We start from the raw sequence: 18,846 nt of genomic DNA, 5'->3' as shown, positions 1-18,846 counted from the left end.
GTTACTTTTACGTGTTTTATCAACAAAAGAATTGCAATAAAATGAATAGAACTGAAATTTTTTTCAATTATATAAGTGAAGGATATAAAAGTAAAGGAGATTTTATCACCTTAGGAGCAGGAATGTTAGGTGAAGAAACTATAACAAATGCTTTGGTAAATATTCCTTTAAAAACGCTAAATCGTCACGGATTAATAGCAGGAGCCACAGGTACTGGTAAAACTAAAACATTACAGGTGTTAGCAGAAAACATGTCTGAGAAAGGAATTCCTGTATTATTGATGGATATTAAAGGAGATTTAAGTGGGTTGGCACAACCAAGTGCGGGCCATGTGAAAATTGATGAACGTCATAAAAAAATAGGAATTCCTTTTAACGCGACAAAGTTTCCTATTGAAATTTTATCTATTTCAGAACAAAATGGAGTGCGTTTGCGTGCAACTGTTTCAGAATTTGGACCTGTTTTATTATCTCGTATTTTAGATTTAACAGAAACACAATCAGGTATTGTTGCTATTATTTTTAAATATTGTGATGATAATAAACTACCATTATTAGATTTAAAAGACTTTAAAAAATTACTTCAGTTTATTACCAATGAAGGAAAAGAAGAGTTACAAGCAGAGTACGGGCGTATTTCTACTGCAAGTACGGGTGCTATTTTAAGAAAAATTGTAGAGATTGAACAACAAGGGGGTGATTTGTTTTTTGGTGAAAAATCTTTTGAAGTAGATGATTTAACAAGAGTTGATGAAAACGGACGTGGAGTAATATCTGTTTTACGTTTAACAGATATTCAAGATAAACCTCAATTATTTTCTACTTTTATGATGCAGTTATTAGCCGAAGTTTATGAAAATTTTCCTGAGAAGGGTGATAGTGATAGACCTGAGTTAATTATTTTTATTGATGAAGCTCACTTGGTTTTTGAAGAGGCATCAAAAGCATTGTTAAATCAAATTGAAAGTATTGTAAAGTTAATTCGATCAAAAGGAATTGGATTGTATTTTGTAACTCAAAACCCAAAAGATGTACCTGAAGATGTTTTAGCACAGTTAGGAATGAAAATTCAGCACGCTTTACGTGCTTTTACAGCCAAAGATAGAAAGGCTATTAAGTTGGCAGCAGAGAATTATCCTGACTCTGAATATTATGATACAAAAGAAGTTTTGACTCAATTAGGTATTGGTGAAGCATTAGTTTCTGTTTTAAATGAAAAAGGAATTCCAACACCTTTAGTTAGAACAATGTTACGTGCACCAATGAGTAGAATGGATGTACTTACTGATTCTGAAATTAAAGATGTTTTAAATAATTCGACTTTAATACCTAAATATAACACCACTATTGATAGAGAGAGTGCTTACGAGTTATTAAATAAAAAAATAGAAGTAATTAATCAAGAGAAAGCAGCTGAAATTAGTAAAGAAGAGGCTGAAAAAGCTAATAAATATTCAAAAACAACAAATAGTAGTACTCGGCAAAACCCAATTATAAAAGTACTAACAAGTGCTACTTTTATCCGTAGTGTATTTGGAATTTTAAAAAAGGTGTTAAAGTAAAACAAATAAAGAAAGAGTGCGTTTTACTGTAAAAGATAAAACTAATTTAACTAATATAAACTAATAAATAAATGAAAAATATAATCAAACCTTTAATTATAACATTAATTTCAGTTATATTTATACAGTGTGGAAATAGTAAGTACGATGTTTCTAAGGGTAAAATAGGGGAATTAACAACTAAAACAACTATTAACGAAGTTACTAAAATTTTTAAGAATGATTCTATTGTTAAAATTTTAAGCGAAGGTGCTAAAGGAAATAATTTTTTTCAAGAAGATGATAAATACTTAATTTTTGAAAAGGGAGGGAAACATTTATTAACTATTGTACCTAAAGAACAATTAGATTCTTTATCTACAATTAGAAGTGTTGAAATTTTTGACGAGCGTTTTAAAACTGTTACAGGTTTAAATATTAATTCACTGTTTCAAGAGATTAATGCAAATAATACGATTAGTAAAGTAGAATCATCATTTTTATCAGCTACTTTATTTATTGATGATTTAAACGCTACAGTTTCTATTGATAAAGAAGATTTAGGGTTGAAAGATTTTAGTACACAAAAAGTAAGTATTGAACAAATTCCTGATTTAGCGAAAATAAAATCATTAACTATTTGGTTTAATTAACTTAAATATATAATAAATAGTTACTTCTTTTAAAAAAAAACTTACAATTTTTTAAAAATTGTAAGTTTTTTTTATATTTATAAAGTAAAAAAAAATATAAGCAGATTGGCTTTAACTTAGTACGTATATACTTGGCCCCGATTGCAGCATTTGTTTGAGCTCCTTGCAAAGAGTGAGTTCGGAAAGTGGGAAACAGCTTCTACTATGTTTATTTATAAATAAGTTTTAAAGGGTTAAAATAGTTAATAATACTCCTAAAAGTATTGCCGTAAACTTTTTGAAATTAAATTTATGATTTTCTGAACTTTCAAAAAGTATAATTGTAGAAATATGCAGAAAAACACCAATTATTAAAGCGGTTATTTCAGTGTGATATTGATTAAAAAAAGAAACTTTATCAGATACTAAAACACCTAGCGGACTCATTATAGCAAAAATACTTAAAAATAGTATTATTGTTTTTTTACTGTAATTTGTTTGTAATAAAAAGGTGGTTAAAACAATGGCAATAGGAATTTTATGCACAATAATAGCACCAAGTAAATTGTCTCCTGCATGGTGTATTGGTAGTCCTTCAGAAAAAGCATGGATACATAAACTAACAAATAATAGCCATGGAAAGGGAGATTTATCAGCATGTACATGAATATGGCCGTGTTCAGCTCCTTTAGAAAAAGATTCTAATACTGATTGAATAATGATACCTGCTAAAATTAAAATTCCTATTTTTTTAGTACTATGTGTATGTGTGTAAACTTCAGGAAGTAGGTGTAATATTGTAACTGATAATAAATAAGCACCACTAAAGGCTAATAACAAACGCACGTGTTTGTTACTTGGTTTTAAAATTAAAACTAGTAAAGAACCTACTAAAACAGCTATTATTAGTAATATGTAACTCATTTTGCAATTAATATTAATCTATCTGAAGTATTTGTTTCAAAATTGTTTAAAGCGTAATCCCCAAAAACATGTTTTATTTTTAAGTTAGCTTTTTTAAAATATGTTTGCATTTTCGCTAAGGTTAAAAATTTTACTTGTTCAGTGTAAGTGTGTTGTTTGTTATCAGCAAAAAAAGAAATGTGTTTTAATATAAAGCCATCTTTAATTTCTCTTTTAATATGAAACTCAATACCATCTATTGTTTTAGTTTCGTTTTCAACTAAATATTTTTTTACCTTTTCTACATTTAAAAAGTCTAAAACACAAACACCATTGTTTTTCAGGCCATTTTTTATGCTTTTTAAAATAGCAATATCTTCGTTATCATCATCAAAATAGCCAAAACTTGTAAATAAGTTAAAAATAGCATCGTATTTTAGCTTAATAGGGTTACGCATGTCCCAAATTTCAAAATGTAAGTTTTCATTTTCAAATTTTTTTGCGTGTGTAATACTATTACTACTTAAATCGCCACCAGTAACTTTATAACCTAGCGAGTTTAAGTAAACAGCATGTCGTCCTTTACCACATGGTAAATCAGCAATATGACTAGATTTAGGTAGTTTTAGAAATGAGGTTATGTTACGCATAAAAAATTGTGCATCAGCATCATTTCTATGTTTGTATAGGGTATGATAATAAGTGGTGTCGAACCAAGAGGTAAACCAATCTGTTGTTTTCATATGTATAAGGTCTGCAAAAATACATAAATCTTACGTTTTTTAGATTGAAACAAGAAAAGATTCCTATCAACCCAAAATTAGCTGTACTTTTGCAATGAAATTTTACAGTTACATGGAAAAAGATTTTAAAATGACAGCCATTACAATGGCAGGGTTAGAAGGAGTACTAGCTGATGAACTAAGAAAATTAGGTGCTCAGGATGTTAAAGAAGGAATACGTAATGTTACTTTTAAAGGAGATACTGGTTTTATGTACAAAGCAAACATTGCTTTGCGTACAGCTATTCGTATTTTAAAACCAATTAAAAAGAGTAAAATTTTTGATGAAGAAGATTTATATGAGGCTATTCAGCGTATAAAATGGGATCGTTATATTGATGTTGACGGAACTTTTGCTATTGGAGCTGTTGTAAATTCTAAAAATTTTACAACTAATTCGCATTACATTAGTTTAAAATCTAAAGATGCGATTGCTGATTATTTTATGAGTAAATATAAAAAGCGTCCGAATGTAGATTTAAAATATCCGGATGTTAAAATTCATATACATATTCATAATGAATGGTTAACAATTTCTTTAGACTCTTCAGGTGATTCATTACATAAAAGAGGGTATAGAAGTGCTACAAACATTGCCCCAATTAATGAGGTACTAGCAGCTGGATTGGTTTTATTGTCAGGATATAAAGGTGAAGAGAATTTTATTGACCCAATGTGTGGTTCGGGTACTATATTAATTGAAGCAGCAATGATTGCTAATAATATACCGGCTAATATAAACCGTAAGCATTTTGCTTTTGAAAATTGGAAAGATTATGATGAAGAATTATATTTTGTAATTCAGGATGCTTTATTAAAAAAAATTACAAGTTCTCATTTTAAAATAATGGGGTTTGATAAAGCACCTTCAGCAGTAACTAAAGCAAAACAGAATATTATTAATGCTAATTTAGAGGAGTTTATAGGTATACACCATGTTAACTTTTTTAATTCAAAAAAAGAGGTTTTTGGTAAAACAACTATTTTATTTAATCCGCCTTATGGTGAGCGTTTAAATATTGATGTTGAGGAATTTTATAAAAAAATAGGAGATACATTAAAGCATAATTATCCTAATTCATCAGCGTGGTTAATTACATCTGATATGCAGGCTTTAAAACATGTTGGTTTGCGTACTACTAAAAGAATTCCTCTTAAAAATGCCGATTTAGATTGTCGTTTTGTGCAATATGAGTTGTATGAGGGTAGTAAAAGAATTAAAAAAGATTCTGACATAGAAGAGTAGAAAAAAATCCGGTGAAGCATTCATCGGATTTTTTTTACTAAAGATAATTTACTATTTTAATTATAGTAATATTATTTGTTTGATAATTGAGAAAAAAAGATTTTATCATAAAAAGTAAGATATCACTGATATATTAAAAAATATATTTATTTCCAGGTAACAATATCATTAAAATTTCGTCTAGTTTTTTTATGGGTAGGATCTTCTTTTCTGTGTCCTAAAGCTAGCATATATGATAAACCATACTTATTTGTATCAATATTAAATTTTTCACGTAATAATTCTGTTGCTTTTTCTTCATGAAAACCTTCAATTGGGCAACTGTCAATACCCGCTAAAGCGGCAGCTGTCATCATATTACCTAATGCAATGTATGTTTGTTTTGAAGCCCAGTCAAATAATTTTTTATCGGTATTTAAATTAAAATCACGTTCCTGAAATTCTCTATAAAATTTAGAGTACATTTCAATAGCCTCTTCAGGAAGTTGTTTTATATCTTTCATCATATGAGAAATATAATCAGAATTCCATTTTGTCATCGGAGCCTTCATGCTTAAGCCTAAAATAAAATGACTCGCTGTATCTAGTTTTAATGGAGCTCCCCAAGCTACAGGTTTTAATAACTCTCGTAATTCTTTATTTTGAACAACTATAAAATGCCAAGGCTCAAAACCAAATGAACTAGGTGATAAGTTAGCGGTTTGTAGGACGAATTTTATTTCGTTATCTGACAGTTTTTTTGTGCTATCAAATTCTTTTGTAGCGTGCCTAAATTTAAAAGCATTTAGAATGTCTTCTTTTAATATATTTGGTGTTTTCATATTTTTAACTATACTTATTATAGTTTCAAATTTAAGTATAGTAAATTACCTTTGCAATAACGGTTAAAAAGGATAGTATAATTTTTAATAAAAATATGTATAAATTTAAAGGAAAAGAATACCCTTGCTGTGCTAGTTTAACAATGGGAGTTATTGGAGGAAAATGGAAAACGGTAATTTTATATCATTTAATACCAGGAGCTTTACGTTACAATGAGTTGAGAAAAAAAATGCCTATGGTTACTGAACGTACTTTAAGTTTACAGTTATAAAAATTAGAAAATGACGGTATAATTAAAAGGAAAGTATATACATCTAAACCACCCTTAAAAGTAACGTATTGTTTTACTGACTTAGGAAAAACGTTAATACCTTTAATTCAAGCTATAGCTAACTGGGGAGTTTTTGTGGTAGAAAAGGAGTATGAATAATATATACTAATATGTTTTGAATGATAAATTAAAAACATTTTCAATAAAGTAGTAGTTGTGTGTTTAGGTAATTTATTTAGTGAAATTAAAAACGGAATAGAAAATACGCCAAATATTTTTTGTAAATAGGTAATTAGTAGTCGCTTATTGTAAAATAAAAACAGCATTTAGTTACCTAAATGCTGTTTTAAATATATTTAATAAAGCTTAGTTAACTGAATCACTTAAGCCAGCACCTGCTTTAAATTTAACAACGTTTTTAGCAGCAATTTGAATTTCTTTTCCTGTTTGAGGGTTTCTACCTGTTCTAGCAGCTCTTTCAGAAACAGACCAAGTTCCCCATCCAACTAATGCAACTTTGTTTCCTGATTTTAAAGACTTAGTAACGTTAGTTGTTAAAGAATCTAATGCAGCTTTAGCTGAAGCTTTAGAAATTCCTGCGTCAGCAGCCATTGCATCGATTAAATCTGATTTGTTCATAATTTTAGTAATTTTAAAAATTAATTTTTGTTTTTCGCTTAATAGCTCAACAAATATAGTAGGAATGCGGTACTATGCAAGTTTTGACCTTAAAAAAATAAGCTTTTGTTAATAAAATAGGGGTAATTGTTAATAACCTCACTTGTTTTTTATAAAAACACGCTAAAACCTTATAAATAAAGGGTTACAGCGCTTTTGCATCTTTGTTAAATTGAAAACCATTTAATAAACTTTTAGCATCCATTAATTTTTTTCCAGAAATTTTTATTTGATTAATAATGAGGTATCCGTCTATTGTAGCAATTTTTAATTCTTTTTTAGAAGCAATCACAGTTCCATATGCTAAACTGTGATTAGAAAACTCTTTTGTAGTTCCGTATATTTTAGCTGAAATATCTTCTTCACCATTTTTAATAGTAGTCCAAGCAGCTGGGTAAGGATTTAATCCTCTAATATGATTGTAAATATCATTTAAAGGTTTAGACCAATCTATTTTACAATTATCAGGATATAGCTTATGAGCAGGTTTTTCTTCTAATTTAGGTTGCTTTATAGTGTTTATATTTCCAGTAGCTATTAAGTCTAATGTTTCAGCAACTAACTGAGCACCTAAATACATTAACCTATCATGTAATTCACCAACAATTTCGGTATCACTAATGATAACTTCTTTTTGTAAAATAATTTCCCCCGTATCAATTTTATCATCAATAAAAAAAGTAGTTACTCCTGTTTTAGTTTCACCATTTATAAGTGCCCAGTTAATAGGCGCTGCTCCACGGTATTCTGGTAGTAAAGAAGCGTGTAAGTTAAAGGTACCATATTCTGGCATTGTCCAAATAGTTTTAGGTAACATTCTAAAGGCAACGACTATTTGTAAATTAGCATTCCATTTTTTTAAATCAGCCTGAAATTTTTCATTTTTTAAGTTAGGGGGCTGTAAAATAGGTAAATTTTGAGAAAGGGCATATTTTTTAACTGCAGATTCATTTAGTTTACGACCTCTGCCGGCAGGTTTATCAACAGCAGTAATTACTCCTACTACATTATAATCATTTTCAATAAGGTGCTTTAAAATGGTTGCAGCAAAATCTGGCGTTCCCATAAAAACGATACGTAAATTTCTCATTTATAATAAAAAGTATTTATTGTTAGTAAAGTTTATTTTTTCTTCAGATAATAATGTTCGCAAAAGTATTAAAATGTTAGCTTCTTTTTCGTGTAGTTGTATAGCAATTTGATAAACTGTTAAAGGAGGACTTTGCTTTAACAGTTTTATAATATCTGTAGGTTCTATAATAATTTTATTTTTTTCTTTTAAACAAACATCACAAATACCACATTTTTTAACAGTATTTTCATCAAAATAAGTAAGTAATTGTATGCTTCTACAAACTGTATCATTTTTTATAAATTCAATTAAATTTTTATTTTTTTGTTTTTTTTGAGCTAAATAAAGCGTAATGTTTTTAGATACGTTGTTTATTGTTTTATCATCTTCTCTAGGGTGAAGAAAAAATAATTCTGAATTATTACTAGCTTTATTGTATTCAATTAAATTCTGATCAAGCATGTTTTCTAACTCTTTAATTACCTGCTCAGAGGTAATTCCAGCTTTTTTAGCAATATGAAATTCATCAATTTTAACAAAATTTTCAAAAACTCCACCATATAAACGTAATAGCGTTTGTACAAAGTTTTTTGATATTTTATTTTGTTTACAATATGATAAAATATGTTGGCTAGACACGGTAAATAAAATGGTTGATTTTTGCTGAAAATTAGCATTTAACTCAATAATTCCGTAACTGTTTAATAATTGTAAAGCGTTATAGGTTTTATTAGGAATAAAGGTGTATTTATTACAGAACTCTAAAAAGTTAAAATCAAAAGCTGTTTCAATAAGTTCACCTTTGGTAATTTGAAAATGTTGATATAGTTTTTGATGGATAAGTTTTATCTCGTTAATAACGGGTAATGATTTTTTTAATACATTTTCACTTTCTTTAATATCACTTTTATTAGTTAAAACAACAGCAAAAGCTTTGTTACCATCTCTTCCACCACGGCCTGCCTCTTGAATATAATTTTCTAGCGATGCAGGAAGGTTTATATGTACAACAACTTTAACATTAGCTTTATCTATCCCCATACCAAAAGCATTAGTGGCTACTATTATTGGTGTTTTTTCGGTCATCCAATTTTCAAAAGCATGTTGTTTTTCAATACTCGATAATCCTCCATGATAAAAACCACTTTTAAAACCATTAGCATTTAAGTAGGTAGAAATATTTTTAGCTTTAACTCTAGAATTTACATAAACAATTGAAGGAGCTTTTATTTTTGTAAAAATCTGATTTAATTTATGAAGTTTATCATCTGTGTTAAAAATTTGATAAGCTAAATTTTTTCGATAAAAAGATTTTTTAAAAACCTTTACGTCTGTTAAATTTAATGAAGTAATAATATCTTCAAGTACTTTTTTTGTAGCTGTTGCAGTTAAAGCAATAAAATTTATAGACGGATGTAGTTCTTTTAAAATAGTAATGTTTTGATAAGACGGACGAAAATCATGCCCCCATTCAGAAATACAATGAGCCTCATCAATAGCAATTAAATTTACATTTAACTGTTTTATTTTTTCTTGAATAAAACGAGATTGTAAACGCTCAGGAGAAAGGTATAAAAATTTAATTTTTCCAAAACGGATATTATCAAAAAGCGTAATTACATCATTTTGAGAGCTGCCTGATGGTATTATAGTAGCTTTAATACCTTTACTTATAAGGTTGTCTACTTGGTCTTGCATTAATGCAATTAATGGCGAAATAACAATACAAACCCCTTCATTAATTAAAGCAGGAATTTGAAAACAAATAGATTTTCCACCCCCAGTAGGTAGTAAAGCAATTGTGTTTTTACCTGATAAAACAGTGTTTATAATTTCTTGTTGAGTGTCTCTAAAAGAAGTATGCCCCCAATAATGTTGTAATATTTCTATTGATTTTTCATGCATAATTTTATAATGATTCTAAAATAAAAGTACAGCGTTTTTTTACAGAAGCAAAAGGAATATTAATAATATTATAGCCAATTTCTAGATATGTTTTTTGTAAAAAAGCATCAATTTTAACAGCTTGTTCAAAAGTTTCGTAACGTTCATTATCTGAACAATAAATGTTTTTCCAAGGACTACACATAAAAACTTTAGTGTACAAATATTGATGGCTTTTTTCTTTATAAATAGGCGGGTATTCATTACCTAGGTAGTTCATATATGCATGTATGTCAGGTATTCCTCTGTCAAAAAAAACAACATCAGTATTACAGTTATGAGCCTTTAAGTATTGTTGTTCTCTACCTTTTAGTAACATTTCACTAAAAAGCAATGGTTGTTCTAAAAACAATTGATCTATCCCTTGTTTTTGAGCTTTTACTATTACTTCTCTAGAAATTTCAGGCATACAAGTATACCCGAGTGTTTTTAACTCTTTTAAAATTGAAGTTTTACCAGTGCCAGGACCTCCTATTAAAACTATTTTTTGTTGCATAAAGCAAAAGTATAAGTTTCAATTTATAAATGTAATAAATAGTGTAATTTTGTGTTTCATCATTTTTAAGTTATTTTAATGGTGAAAATTAAATTTTAGAGAAACAATAGCAAGCATTATGGTAGACAGAGAGGCGTTTTACAGTAAATTAAAAACACAATTAGAAGATACAACTAAATTTCCAAGTAAATATTTATTTAAATTTATTGTACCTACGGATGAAAATCAAGAAGAAGAGGTAAAAGGATTATTTAATAAAGGAGGGGTGGTTATTGAAACAAAAACATCAAAAACAGGTAAATATCATAGTATATCTATTTTTTTAAATGTTAAATCGGCTGATGAGGTAATAGCTTATTATAAAAAAGCAGATGTTATTAAAGGTATAATTTCATTATAATGCGTCATTATTTTTTATTTTTAGTTATTTTATTAACAACTAATTATTCTTTTGCTCAAAAGGATAAAGTGCTACTTCGTATAAATAATTTACCTGTAAAGGTTTCTGAGTTTAAACAAGTTTATGAGAAAAATTTAGCACTTCTGGAGGAGGATGCTAAAAAAATAGATAATTATCTTGAACTTTTTATAGATTATAAATTAAAAGTTCAAGAAGCATATGCCTTAAAATTAGATACTTTAGCTAGTTTTAAAAAAGAGTTGTTGGCGTATGAAAAACAATTAATGGTGCCTTATTTACAAAATGATGCATATATAGCTAAGTTGGTAAAACAAGCCTATAATCGTCAATTAAATGAAGTTAAGGTAAGTCATATTTTAGTTAAATATTCAAAAAAAGAAGGTAGTTTTGATACCTTAACTATTTATAAAAAAATAAATAATCTTCGAAATAAAATTTTAAAAGGAGTACCATTTAAAATGGTAGCTAATGAATTTTCTGATGATCCATCAGTAAAAAGTAATGGAGGTGATTTAGGCTATTTCTCGGCGTTTTCAATGGTGTATCCTTTTGAGAATGTAGCATATAGTACAGGGTTAAATCAAATTTCGAAGCCCTTTAAAACTAAATTCGGATACCATATTTTAAAAGTTACCGGAAAAAGAGTTTCTAAAGGAACATTTGAAGTTGCTCATATTTTAGTGAAAAATTCAGCAGAGAGTAACCAAAAAATAACTTCAATTTATCAAAAACTAAAAACAGGAATGCCTTTTGAAAAATTAGCACAGCAGTATTCAGAAGATTTAGGTACCGCTTCTATAGGGGGTAAGTTACCAAAATTTGGCACAGGTGTTATGGTTGAAAGTTTCGAAAACCAAGTGAGAGAAATATCAAAGGAAGGCGATTATACAAAACCCTTTAAAACTAAATTTGGTTGGCATATTGTAAAATTAATAAAGAAGTATCCGCTGGGTTCTTTTAATACAGTAAAAGACGCGTTAACCTTAAAAGTAAAACAATCGAATAGAATAGCATTATCAAAACAAACAATTTTAGATAAGTTAAAAAGAGAGTATACTATAAAAGAATATAAAAAAGCACTAGTAATTTTTTTAAACTCAGATATAAAACAGTTAAAAGCACAAAATTTAACACAAGTTTTATTAATTATAAATAAAGAAAAGATAACTCAAAAAAGTTTTTACAATTTTATAAAGTATAAATATAACGAGCCTATTGATGTATTATATAATAAATTTAAAAATAACCAAATACTTAATTATTTTAAAAATAATTTAATAAATACGAATATTGAATATAAAAACAGCTTATTATCATATAAGGAAGGGATGCTTTTATTTGAAGTAATGCAGAAAAAAATATGGAACCGAGCATTAAATGATTCTATAGGTTTACAACAATTTTATAATATTAATAAGTTAAAATATCAGTCAAAAAAGTTTGAAAATGTAAAAGGGTATGTTATTAATGATTATCAAAAAAAAATAGAAAAAGAATGGATTAGTGAGTTACGAAACAAAAGTAAAATTGAAATAAAAGAAAGGGAGTTAAATAAGTTTAAGAAAATATATAAACAATAATATAAGTGAAAAAAATAGCCTTTTTGTTAGTAACAATATTATTTATAACTTCATGTGATTTAATTAGTTTAAAAACTGAAAAAGTTATAAAAGAAACCCCTATTGCTACGGTATACAATAAAAATCTTTATAGAAAAGATATTAAAGAGTTATTACAAAAAAACATTAATCCAAAAGATAGTTTAATTGTAGCTAAAGGACTCATCTATTCATGGGCAAAACAAGAGTTACTATTAGCTAAGGCAGTTGAGAACATATCAGATGTAAATAGTGAAAAAATAGAAAATTTAGTTAATAGTTATAAAAAGAGCTTATATATAAATGGTTATAAAGAGCGTTTAATAAAACAGCAATTAGATACCATTGTTGAACAAGAGGAAATAGATATATATTATAATGAAAATAAAGAAAATTTCAAATTAAATGATGATCTCTTACAATTTGAATATATTTATTTTGGAAAAGATTTCTTAGATAAAGAAGAAACTATTAACAACTTTAAGTCAATTAAAGATGAAGATCGTGAAGATTTGGAAAGATATTTATTAAATTTTAAATCCTATAGGCTTCAAGATTCTACTTGGGTATCATTTTCTTCTTTACAAAAAATGATTCCTCCGTTTCAGTTAGAAACAAAGGAAAGTTTGTTAAAAAATTCTAAATACATACAAAAAGAAGATAGTTTAGGAGTATATTTGGTGGCTATAAAAAAGAAGTTACCAAAAAATGCTACGGCACCTTTAACTTTTGTGAGTGGAAGAATTAAACAAATAATTTTACACAAAAGAAAATTAGAATTAATTAGAGAGATAGAAAAAACGCTGATAAATGATGCAATTAAAAATAAAAACTTTAAAGAATACTAGTATTATATGTACCTTTTTCTTGGCAAGTTTAGGAACTTTAAATGCCCAACAAACTAAAATTGATGGTGTCGCTGTAGTAGTAGGTGAAAATATCGTTTTAGACTCTGATATAGATAAATTTAAGCAAGAAGTTAAACTTAGGAGTGAAGGAAAAATTAAAATTTCTAACTGTGAAATGTTAGAGCAATTAATGCAACAAAAATTATTAGCTCACCATGCTATTGTAGATAGTGTTGTGGTAGCTCAATCTGATATTGATAATAGAGTACAAAGAAGTATCACTTACTTTACTAACGAATATGGTAGTGAAGAAAAAGTAATTAAGGCATATGGCTTTAATGACATTGAAGACTTAAAAAAAGAGTTAGGAAGAGTACAAAAAGAAAATTTGCTTACCGAAAAAGAGCAATTAAAAATTACTGAAAAAGTAGATGTAACTCCTGAAGAAATACGTGTGTATTTTAAAGGATTGAAAGATAAAAATGAATTACCAGAAATTCCAGCAGAAGTAGAAATAGCACAATTAGTTTTAAAAGCAGCACCAACAAAATACGAAAATGAGCGAGTTGTAAATAAGCTTGTAAAAATCAAAAAACAAGTTGAAGAAGGTGCTAGTTTTAAATTAAAAGCAATTATAAATTCTGACGATCCAAGTGCTGCACAAAACAGTGGTAATATGGGAGTTATTACAAAAGAAACAAATTTTGTAAAAGAATTTAAAGAAGTAGCTTTTTCGTTAGAAGAAGGACAAGTGTCAGATCCATTTAAATCTCCTTTTGGTTATCATATTATTTTATTAAATAAAATAAGAGGTAATGGACGTGATGTTTCTCATATATTATTACAACCAGAAATTTCTGATGCTACTTTAAAAGAAACAAAAGTAGCTATCGACAAAATTATAGAAGATATAAAAAAAGGTAAAATAACCTTTGAAGAAGCTGTGAAAAAATACTCAGAGGAAGAGGAAACAAAAAATAATGAAGGTTTAATAATAAACCCATATACACAAGAAACTTCTTTCGAGTTAACAAGGATGGCACCAGACTTATTTGGTCGAATAAGTGAACTTAAACAGGGGGAGTTATCAGATGTTTTTTATGATGAAACACGAGAGGGAGAAAAAATGTATAAAGTAATTTTATTAAAAACTAAGACTGAAACACATAAAGCAAATCTTATAGATGATTATGTGAAAATGCAACAATTTGCTTTAGATAAAAAGAAAGAAGAAGTAATTAATAAATGGTCAAAACAAAAAATTAAAGAAACATATATCAAATTAGGAGACGATTATAAAAATTGTAGTTTCGAAAAAGATTGGAAAAAAGAAAACAAATAAGAACTAATAATTTTAGTATATTGTGATTCCCGCCGAAAGCGGGAATCTTATTTTTATAATAGTTAGTAAATTACTGTTATAAAATTAATAATAAAAAAAAATTATTTTATGTCAGATGTAACCGCTGTAAACAATTTAGTTCAAAAATTTAGTCAATTAAAGCACGAAATAAGTAAAATTATAATTGGGCAACATGAAGCAGTTAACTACACATTGTTATCTGTTATTTGCGGAGGTCATTCACTCTTAATAGGTGTACCTGGTTTAGCAAAAACATTGTTGGTAAATACGATATCAGATGTTTTAGGCTTGCAGTTTAGCCGTATTCAGTTTACGCCTGATTTAATGCCTTCTGATATTTTAGGAAGTGAAATTTTAGATCAAAATCGTCAGTTTAAATTTATTAAAGGCCCCATTTTTTCTAACATTATATTAGCCGATGAAATTAACCGTACACCTCCTAAAACACAAGCAGCTTTATTAGAAGCAATGCAAGAAAAATCGGTAACAGTATCTGGTCATCATTATAAGTTAGAGTTACCATTCTTTGTTTTAGCTACTCAAAACCCTATAGAACAAGAGGGTACATATCCGTTACCAGAGGCACAGTTAGATAGATTTATGTTTTCTATATATTTAGAATATCCAACATTTGAAGAAGAGGTAGCGGTGGTTAAAAATACCACATCAACAATTAATCAAAAAATTACGTCTATTCTTTCATCTACTGAAATTATAGAAATTCAAAAATTGATTAGAAAAATTCCTGTAGCAGATAATGTAGTTGAATATGCTGTAGGTTTAGTTGGTAAAACTCGTCCTAAATCTGACAAAGCAACCGAATTAATTAAAAAATATATTGATTGGGGAGCAGGGCCACGAGCATCACAAAATTTAATTCTAGCCGCAAAAGCATATGCTGCTGTTAACGGAAAGTTTTCACCAGACATTGAAGATGTTCAAGCTGTTGCTATTCCTATATTATCTCATAGAATAGTTAAAAATTATAAAGCCGAAGCAGAAGGAATTAGTATAAAAGATATTATTAAATCATTATTCTAAATGATAAAAATACTTATATATATAGTTTTTATTTCTATAATATTTATTTCTTGTAAATCAGAGCCATTGAGTATTAAAATAATGGAACAGGTTGAAAAAGGTGAAATTTTATCAGTTATGAAAGCTCAAGAAAAAGCTTGGTCTAATCATAATTTAGAAAATTATATGAATGGTTACTGGAAAAATGATTCTTTAAAATTCTATGGTAGTAGCGGGATTACTTATGGATGGGATAAAACTTTAGCAAATTATAAAAAAGCATACCCAACAAAAGATTATTCAGGAAAACTAAACTTTAAGGTAGTTGACATTTCAAAAGTAACAGAAAAATCTTACTTTGTAATGGGAGAGTATTATTTAACAAGAAAAGTAGGTAATACTAATGGTGTGTTTATGATTATATTTAAAAAGATAAAAGGAACATGGAAAATTATAGCAGATACTTCATGTTAATTATTATTAAATAATTAACATGAAATGTATAGCTTTTAAAATTATAACAAAAATAAGAGTTATATAGGCGTTATTTTTTGTTGTAAAAAGCATTTTTAATAATTTACATAATCTACAATTTCAAGTCCATAACCAATCATACCAACACGTTTGGTTTGTTCAGTGTTTGAAACTAATTTTAATTTATGTAAATTTAAATCATGTAATATTTGAGCGCCAATACCAAAATCTTTATTATCCATCATAAGGCTTGGAGCTTTCATTTTACCATTAGTTTGGTTTTCTTTTAAACCACGCAATCGGCTTAACAAGTTTAAAGATTGATTTTGTTGATTGATAAATAAAATAGCTCCTCTACCATCTTTATTTATAACGCTAAACATTTTATCAAGTTTTTTGTCAGCATCATTAGTTAAAGTACCAAGAATATCATTATTAATAAGAGTTGAGTTTATTCTAGTTAAAATAGGATCTTTTTTAGTCCAAGTTCCTTTAGTTAGTGCTATATGTATTTGATTATTAGTTGTTTGTTTATAGGCCCTTAAGCGGAAATCACCAAAACGAGTTTTAATATTAAAATCTTCTTTCTTTTCAATTAAAGAGTCGTGCTCCATTCTATAAGCAACTAAATCTTCAATAGAAACAATTTTTAAATCGAATTTTTTAGCAACTTTTAGAAGTTGTGGTAAACGTGCCATGGTACCATCTTCATTCATTATCTCAACAATAACTCCTGCTGGTTGTAAACCAGCTAAACGTGCAAAATCAATGGCAGCTTCGGTATGGCCAGTTCTTCTTAAAACACCTCCATTTTTTGCTCTTAAAGGAAATATATGTCCTGGACGTGCAAGATCAAAAGGTTTTGTTTTAGGGTTAATTAATGCTTGAATTGTTTTCGCTCTATCAGAGGCGGAAATACCTGTAGTTACTCCTTTACCTCGCAAATCTACTGAAACTGTAAAAGCTGTTTCCATAGGATCAGTGTTATTGGTTACCATCATATTTAACTCTAGCTCTTTACAATGGTCTTCAGAAAGTGGGGTACATATTAAACCTCTACCATGAGTAGCCATAAAGTTTACCATTTCTGGAGTTGCTTTTTCAGCAGCAGCTAAGAAGTCACCTTCATTTTCACGATCTTCATCATCTACTACAATTATTACTTTGCCGTCTTTAATGTCTTGTATAGCTTCTTGAATAGTATTCAGTTGAACTTTAGCGGATGTTTGTGTTGTCATTTTTATATTGTTTTCTCTTTTGTAGAGAATAGTTTTTAAATAAATTACGAACAGATGTAATAAAGCTTTTAAAATCAAATAATCCTTTATCTTTACTAGCTCTAATAGTTAATGTTATAGCCAAAGGTAGCATTAAAAATACACTTAGCCAAGAACCTATTATGGCTGTTAGTGAACTTTCTTCTGCTAGGTTTCGTCCAAAAGTGTTGGTGAAAAAATAAAGTACATAAATACTAATGGCTAAAATCATTGGTAATCCCATTCCTCCTTTTCTTATAATTGATCCTAATGGAGCACCTATAAAAAATAGCAATAAACAAGAGAGAGAGAAAGCAACTCTATTATAAAATTCAATATCATATAAGTTTAAATATTTTCTTTTTCTTTTTAAAGTTTCTTTATTTGACTTATTATTGTTTATACTTCTATCTATTTTGGAGTTAGCAATGTTAAGTATATTTTGTTGTTCAATAAGATTAAAATTATCAAGAATATTTATTGATAATTTTTTATTTATTAACGAGTCAGGTAATGAGTGCAAGTTTTTAACTTTAACACTTAAAAGTAAATTTTGAGCCCTATTAGTTATAAAAGAATCATAATTTTTCTTCATTGAAGGAATAGTGTCTTTTAACTGAGCAAGACTTAACATATTATATTGTGTTTTATACTTTTCTTCCTCTAAATTTCCACCACTTAATGCAGAAATATCAATATTAATAGTGTATTCATCAAAATAGGCATGAGATGCAGGCATTTTTTGTCGCTCACTAAGTGAAGCTCCATTTTTTATATGATGTTCAAAATAGTAACCATCTTCTAAGACTAAGGTCATATACCTACTACCTTCTTCAGTTAATATTTTACCTCTTTTAGCTGTTATAATTTTATTGTTACCTTTTTTGGCTGATAAATCATATATCATAACCTCCTTTAAAAGGTTTTCTTTTTTACCGTATTTTTTTTCAAATTTAATTTGAAAGTTAGGTAGTTCTGTATTAAAACTACCAGCTACTAAAGCTATAGCGGGTTGTTTTTTTTTAATGTTTACCCTCATGTTTAATTGCTTTAGCATTGCGTAAGGGTATACATTATTCAAAAAAATAAAATTTAAAACACTTAAAAATAATGTTAAAATAATTAAAGGACGTACCATTCTAGGTAATGAAATACCAGCAGATTTTGTTGCTGCAAATTCATAATTTTCAGATAAACTACCTAAAGTCATTATAGAAGAAAGTAAAACTCCTATAGGTAATGCTTGTGGAGTCATAAGCAGTGTAGTATACCAAAGAAATTTTAAGATAATTCCAATACTAATACCTTTACCAGCAAAACTATCAAAGGCAAGCCATAGAGCTTGCATAACTAAAACAAATAGTATAATTAAGAATGTAGCAAAAAAAGGCTGTAAAAAGCTTTTTAAAATATATTTGTCTAATGTTTTCACAGCAACAAAGGTAGTAGGTTAGATATGTAAATAAAAAAAGTTTTGTT

Annotated in this window: 18 protein-coding genes and 1 pseudogene; 10 read left to right on the top strand and 9 right to left on the bottom strand. The window is 27.9% G+C overall.

What is annotated here, in order from left to right:
• Nucleotides 1-41: 41 nt before the first annotated feature.
• Together ACN5J4_RS02705 and ACN5J4_RS02700 are read left to right on the top strand one after the other, a co-directional pair.
• Complete coding sequence (locus ACN5J4_RS02705; protein ID WP_418650632.1) at nucleotides 42-1,562, top strand: helicase HerA-like domain-containing protein; 1,521 nt, start codon at nucleotides 42-44, stop codon at nucleotides 1,560-1,562.
• 71 nt (nucleotides 1,563-1,633) lie between these two features.
• Complete coding sequence (locus tag ACN5J4_RS02700; RefSeq protein WP_418650631.1) at nucleotides 1,634-2,194, top strand: hypothetical protein; 561 nt, start codon at nucleotides 1,634-1,636, stop codon at nucleotides 2,192-2,194.
• Between the two features lie 225 nt (nucleotides 2,195-2,419).
• Here ACN5J4_RS02700 and ACN5J4_RS02695 read toward each other — a convergent pair whose 3' ends face one another.
• Both ACN5J4_RS02695 and ACN5J4_RS02690 read right to left on the bottom strand, forming a co-directional pair.
• Nucleotides 2,420-3,097, bottom strand: a complete 678-nt coding sequence (locus tag ACN5J4_RS02695; protein ID WP_418650630.1) for a ZIP family metal transporter — start codon at nucleotides 3,095-3,097, stop codon at nucleotides 2,420-2,422.
• Nucleotides 3,094-3,819 (bottom strand): class I SAM-dependent methyltransferase, encoded by a 726-nt coding sequence (locus ACN5J4_RS02690; protein WP_418650629.1) that lies wholly within the window; start codon nucleotides 3,817-3,819, stop codon nucleotides 3,094-3,096. The genes ACN5J4_RS02695 and ACN5J4_RS02690 overlap by 4 nt, the downstream gene beginning before the upstream one ends.
• 112 nt (nucleotides 3,820-3,931) lie before the next feature.
• Between ACN5J4_RS02690 and ACN5J4_RS02685 the strand changes: the two genes are divergently transcribed.
• Nucleotides 3,932-5,104 carry a THUMP domain-containing class I SAM-dependent RNA methyltransferase gene (locus ACN5J4_RS02685; protein ID WP_418650628.1) on the top strand — a complete coding sequence of 391 codons (1,173 nt, stop codon included), beginning with the start codon at nucleotides 3,932-3,934 and terminating at the stop codon, nucleotides 5,102-5,104.
• Nucleotides 5,105-5,250: 146 nt separating this feature from the next.
• On the opposite strand, the gene ACN5J4_RS02680 is transcribed toward ACN5J4_RS02685, so the two are convergent.
• The gene (locus ACN5J4_RS02680; protein WP_418650627.1) at nucleotides 5,251-5,925 is read right to left on the bottom strand and encodes an NAD(P)H-dependent oxidoreductase; all 675 of its coding nucleotides are present in this window, start codon (nucleotides 5,923-5,925) and stop codon (nucleotides 5,251-5,253) included.
• A gap of 95 nt (nucleotides 5,926-6,020) precedes the next feature.
• Here ACN5J4_RS02680 and ACN5J4_RS02675 point away from each other — a divergent pair.
• Nucleotides 6,021-6,356 (top strand): annotated as a pseudogene (locus tag ACN5J4_RS02675) (winged helix-turn-helix transcriptional regulator).
• A gap of 207 nt (nucleotides 6,357-6,563) precedes the next feature.
• On the opposite strand, the gene ACN5J4_RS02670 reads toward ACN5J4_RS02675, so the two are convergent.
• From ACN5J4_RS02670 to ACN5J4_RS02655, 4 genes are all read right to left on the bottom strand, one after another.
• Nucleotides 6,564-6,836 carry an HU family DNA-binding protein gene (locus tag ACN5J4_RS02670; RefSeq protein WP_418650626.1) on the bottom strand — a complete coding sequence of 91 codons (273 nt, stop codon included), beginning with the start codon at nucleotides 6,834-6,836 and terminating at the stop codon, nucleotides 6,564-6,566.
• 184 nt (nucleotides 6,837-7,020) lie between these two features.
• Nucleotides 7,021-7,965 carry a methionyl-tRNA formyltransferase gene (gene fmt, locus ACN5J4_RS02665; protein ID WP_418650625.1) on the bottom strand — a complete coding sequence of 315 codons (945 nt, stop codon included), beginning with the start codon at nucleotides 7,963-7,965 and terminating at the stop codon, nucleotides 7,021-7,023.
• Nucleotides 7,966-9,852, bottom strand: a complete 1,887-nt coding sequence (locus ACN5J4_RS02660) for a RecQ family ATP-dependent DNA helicase (protein ID WP_418650624.1) — start codon at nucleotides 9,850-9,852, stop codon at nucleotides 7,966-7,968.
• Nucleotides 9,853-9,856: 4 nt separating this feature from the next.
• Nucleotides 9,857-10,387: an AAA family ATPase gene (locus ACN5J4_RS02655; protein ID WP_418650623.1), complete on the bottom strand. Its 531-nt coding sequence runs from the start codon at nucleotides 10,385-10,387 to the stop codon at nucleotides 9,857-9,859.
• Nucleotides 10,388-10,505: 118 nt separating this feature from the next.
• Between ACN5J4_RS02655 and ACN5J4_RS02650 the strand changes: the two genes are divergently transcribed.
• The 6 genes from ACN5J4_RS02650 (at nucleotide 10,506) to ACN5J4_RS02625 (ending at nucleotide 16,111) form a co-directional block, all read left to right on the top strand.
• A complete protein-coding gene (locus tag ACN5J4_RS02650) occupies nucleotides 10,506-10,787 on the top strand; it encodes a DUF493 family protein (protein ID WP_418650622.1) in 282 nt (93 codons plus the stop codon).
• Complete coding sequence (locus ACN5J4_RS02645; RefSeq protein WP_418650621.1) at nucleotides 10,787-12,388, top strand: peptidylprolyl isomerase; 1,602 nt, start codon at nucleotides 10,787-10,789, stop codon at nucleotides 12,386-12,388. Before ACN5J4_RS02650 ends, ACN5J4_RS02645 begins: the two co-directional genes overlap by 1 nt.
• A gap of 23 nt (nucleotides 12,389-12,411) precedes the next feature.
• Nucleotides 12,412-13,254, top strand: a complete 843-nt coding sequence (locus tag ACN5J4_RS02640) for a hypothetical protein (RefSeq protein WP_418650620.1) — start codon at nucleotides 12,412-12,414, stop codon at nucleotides 13,252-13,254.
• A complete protein-coding gene (locus ACN5J4_RS02635; RefSeq protein WP_418650619.1) occupies nucleotides 13,217-14,596 on the top strand; it encodes a peptidylprolyl isomerase in 1,380 nt (459 codons plus the stop codon). The genes ACN5J4_RS02640 and ACN5J4_RS02635 overlap by 38 nt, the downstream gene beginning before the upstream one ends.
• A gap of 108 nt (nucleotides 14,597-14,704) precedes the next feature.
• Nucleotides 14,705-15,658, top strand: coding sequence for an AAA family ATPase (locus ACN5J4_RS02630; protein ID WP_418650618.1), 954 nt, complete (start codon nucleotides 14,705-14,707; stop codon nucleotides 15,656-15,658).
• An 81-nt stretch (nucleotides 15,659-15,739) separates the two neighbouring features.
• Complete coding sequence (locus ACN5J4_RS02625; protein WP_418650617.1) at nucleotides 15,740-16,111, top strand: DUF4440 domain-containing protein; 372 nt, start codon at nucleotides 15,740-15,742, stop codon at nucleotides 16,109-16,111.
• 95 nt (nucleotides 16,112-16,206) lie between these two features.
• Here the strand turns inward: ACN5J4_RS02625 and ribB are convergent, their stop codons facing one another.
• Together ribB and ACN5J4_RS02615 are read right to left on the bottom strand one after the other, a co-directional pair.
• Nucleotides 16,207-17,349 carry a 3,4-dihydroxy-2-butanone-4-phosphate synthase gene (ribB, locus tag ACN5J4_RS02620; protein WP_418650616.1) on the bottom strand — a complete coding sequence of 381 codons (1,143 nt, stop codon included), beginning with the start codon at nucleotides 17,347-17,349 and terminating at the stop codon, nucleotides 16,207-16,209.
• Nucleotides 17,327-18,799: an LptF/LptG family permease gene (locus ACN5J4_RS02615; protein ID WP_418650615.1), complete on the bottom strand. Its 1,473-nt coding sequence runs from the start codon at nucleotides 18,797-18,799 to the stop codon at nucleotides 17,327-17,329. Before ACN5J4_RS02615 ends, ribB begins: the two co-directional genes overlap by 23 nt.
• Between the last annotated feature and the right edge of the window lie 47 nt (nucleotides 18,800-18,846).

This window comes from Tenacibaculum aestuariivivum (assembly GCF_964507685.1).
GTDB lineage: Bacteria > Bacteroidota > Bacteroidia > Flavobacteriales > Flavobacteriaceae > Polaribacter > Polaribacter aestuariivivum.
This window is presented reverse-complemented; position numbering and strand designations above follow the sequence as displayed.

What these genes read in the sequence shown, in the direction of transcription:
- ACN5J4_RS02705 (WP_418650632.1), top strand. Translation starts at nt 42, where the DNA reads ATGAATAGAACTGAAATTTTTTTCAATTATATAAGTGAAGGATATAAA.
- ACN5J4_RS02700 (WP_418650631.1), top strand. Translation starts at nt 1,634, where the DNA reads ATGAAAAATATAATCAAACCTTTAATTATAACATTAATTTCAGTTATA.
- ACN5J4_RS02695 (WP_418650630.1), bottom strand. Translation starts at nt 3,097, where the DNA reads ATGAGTTACATATTACTAATAATAGCTGTTTTAGTAGGTTCTTTACTA.
- ACN5J4_RS02690 (WP_418650629.1), bottom strand. Translation starts at nt 3,819, where the DNA reads ATGAAAACAACAGATTGGTTTACCTCTTGGTTCGACACCACTTATTAT.
- ACN5J4_RS02685 (WP_418650628.1), top strand. Translation starts at nt 3,932, where the DNA reads ATGGAAAAAGATTTTAAAATGACAGCCATTACAATGGCAGGGTTAGAA.
- ACN5J4_RS02680 (WP_418650627.1), bottom strand. Translation starts at nt 5,925, where the DNA reads ATGAAAACACCAAATATATTAAAAGAAGACATTCTAAATGCTTTTAAA.
- ACN5J4_RS02670 (WP_418650626.1), bottom strand. Translation starts at nt 6,836, where the DNA reads ATGAACAAATCAGATTTAATCGATGCAATGGCTGCTGACGCAGGAATT.
- fmt (WP_418650625.1), bottom strand. Translation starts at nt 7,965, where the DNA reads ATGAGAAATTTACGTATCGTTTTTATGGGAACGCCAGATTTTGCTGCA.
- ACN5J4_RS02660 (WP_418650624.1), bottom strand. Translation starts at nt 9,852, where the DNA reads ATGCATGAAAAATCAATAGAAATATTACAACATTATTGGGGGCATACT.
- ACN5J4_RS02655 (WP_418650623.1), bottom strand. Translation starts at nt 10,387, where the DNA reads ATGCAACAAAAAATAGTTTTAATAGGAGGTCCTGGCACTGGTAAAACT.
- ACN5J4_RS02650 (WP_418650622.1), top strand. Translation starts at nt 10,506, where the DNA reads ATGGTAGACAGAGAGGCGTTTTACAGTAAATTAAAAACACAATTAGAA.
- ACN5J4_RS02645 (WP_418650621.1), top strand. Translation starts at nt 10,787, where the DNA reads ATGCGTCATTATTTTTTATTTTTAGTTATTTTATTAACAACTAATTAT.
- ACN5J4_RS02635 (WP_418650619.1), top strand. Translation starts at nt 13,217, where the DNA reads ATGATGCAATTAAAAATAAAAACTTTAAAGAATACTAGTATTATATGT.
- ACN5J4_RS02630 (WP_418650618.1), top strand. Translation starts at nt 14,705, where the DNA reads ATGTCAGATGTAACCGCTGTAAACAATTTAGTTCAAAAATTTAGTCAA.
- ACN5J4_RS02625 (WP_418650617.1), top strand. Translation starts at nt 15,740, where the DNA reads ATGGAACAGGTTGAAAAAGGTGAAATTTTATCAGTTATGAAAGCTCAA.
- ribB (WP_418650616.1), bottom strand. Translation starts at nt 17,349, where the DNA reads ATGACAACACAAACATCCGCTAAAGTTCAACTGAATACTATTCAAGAA.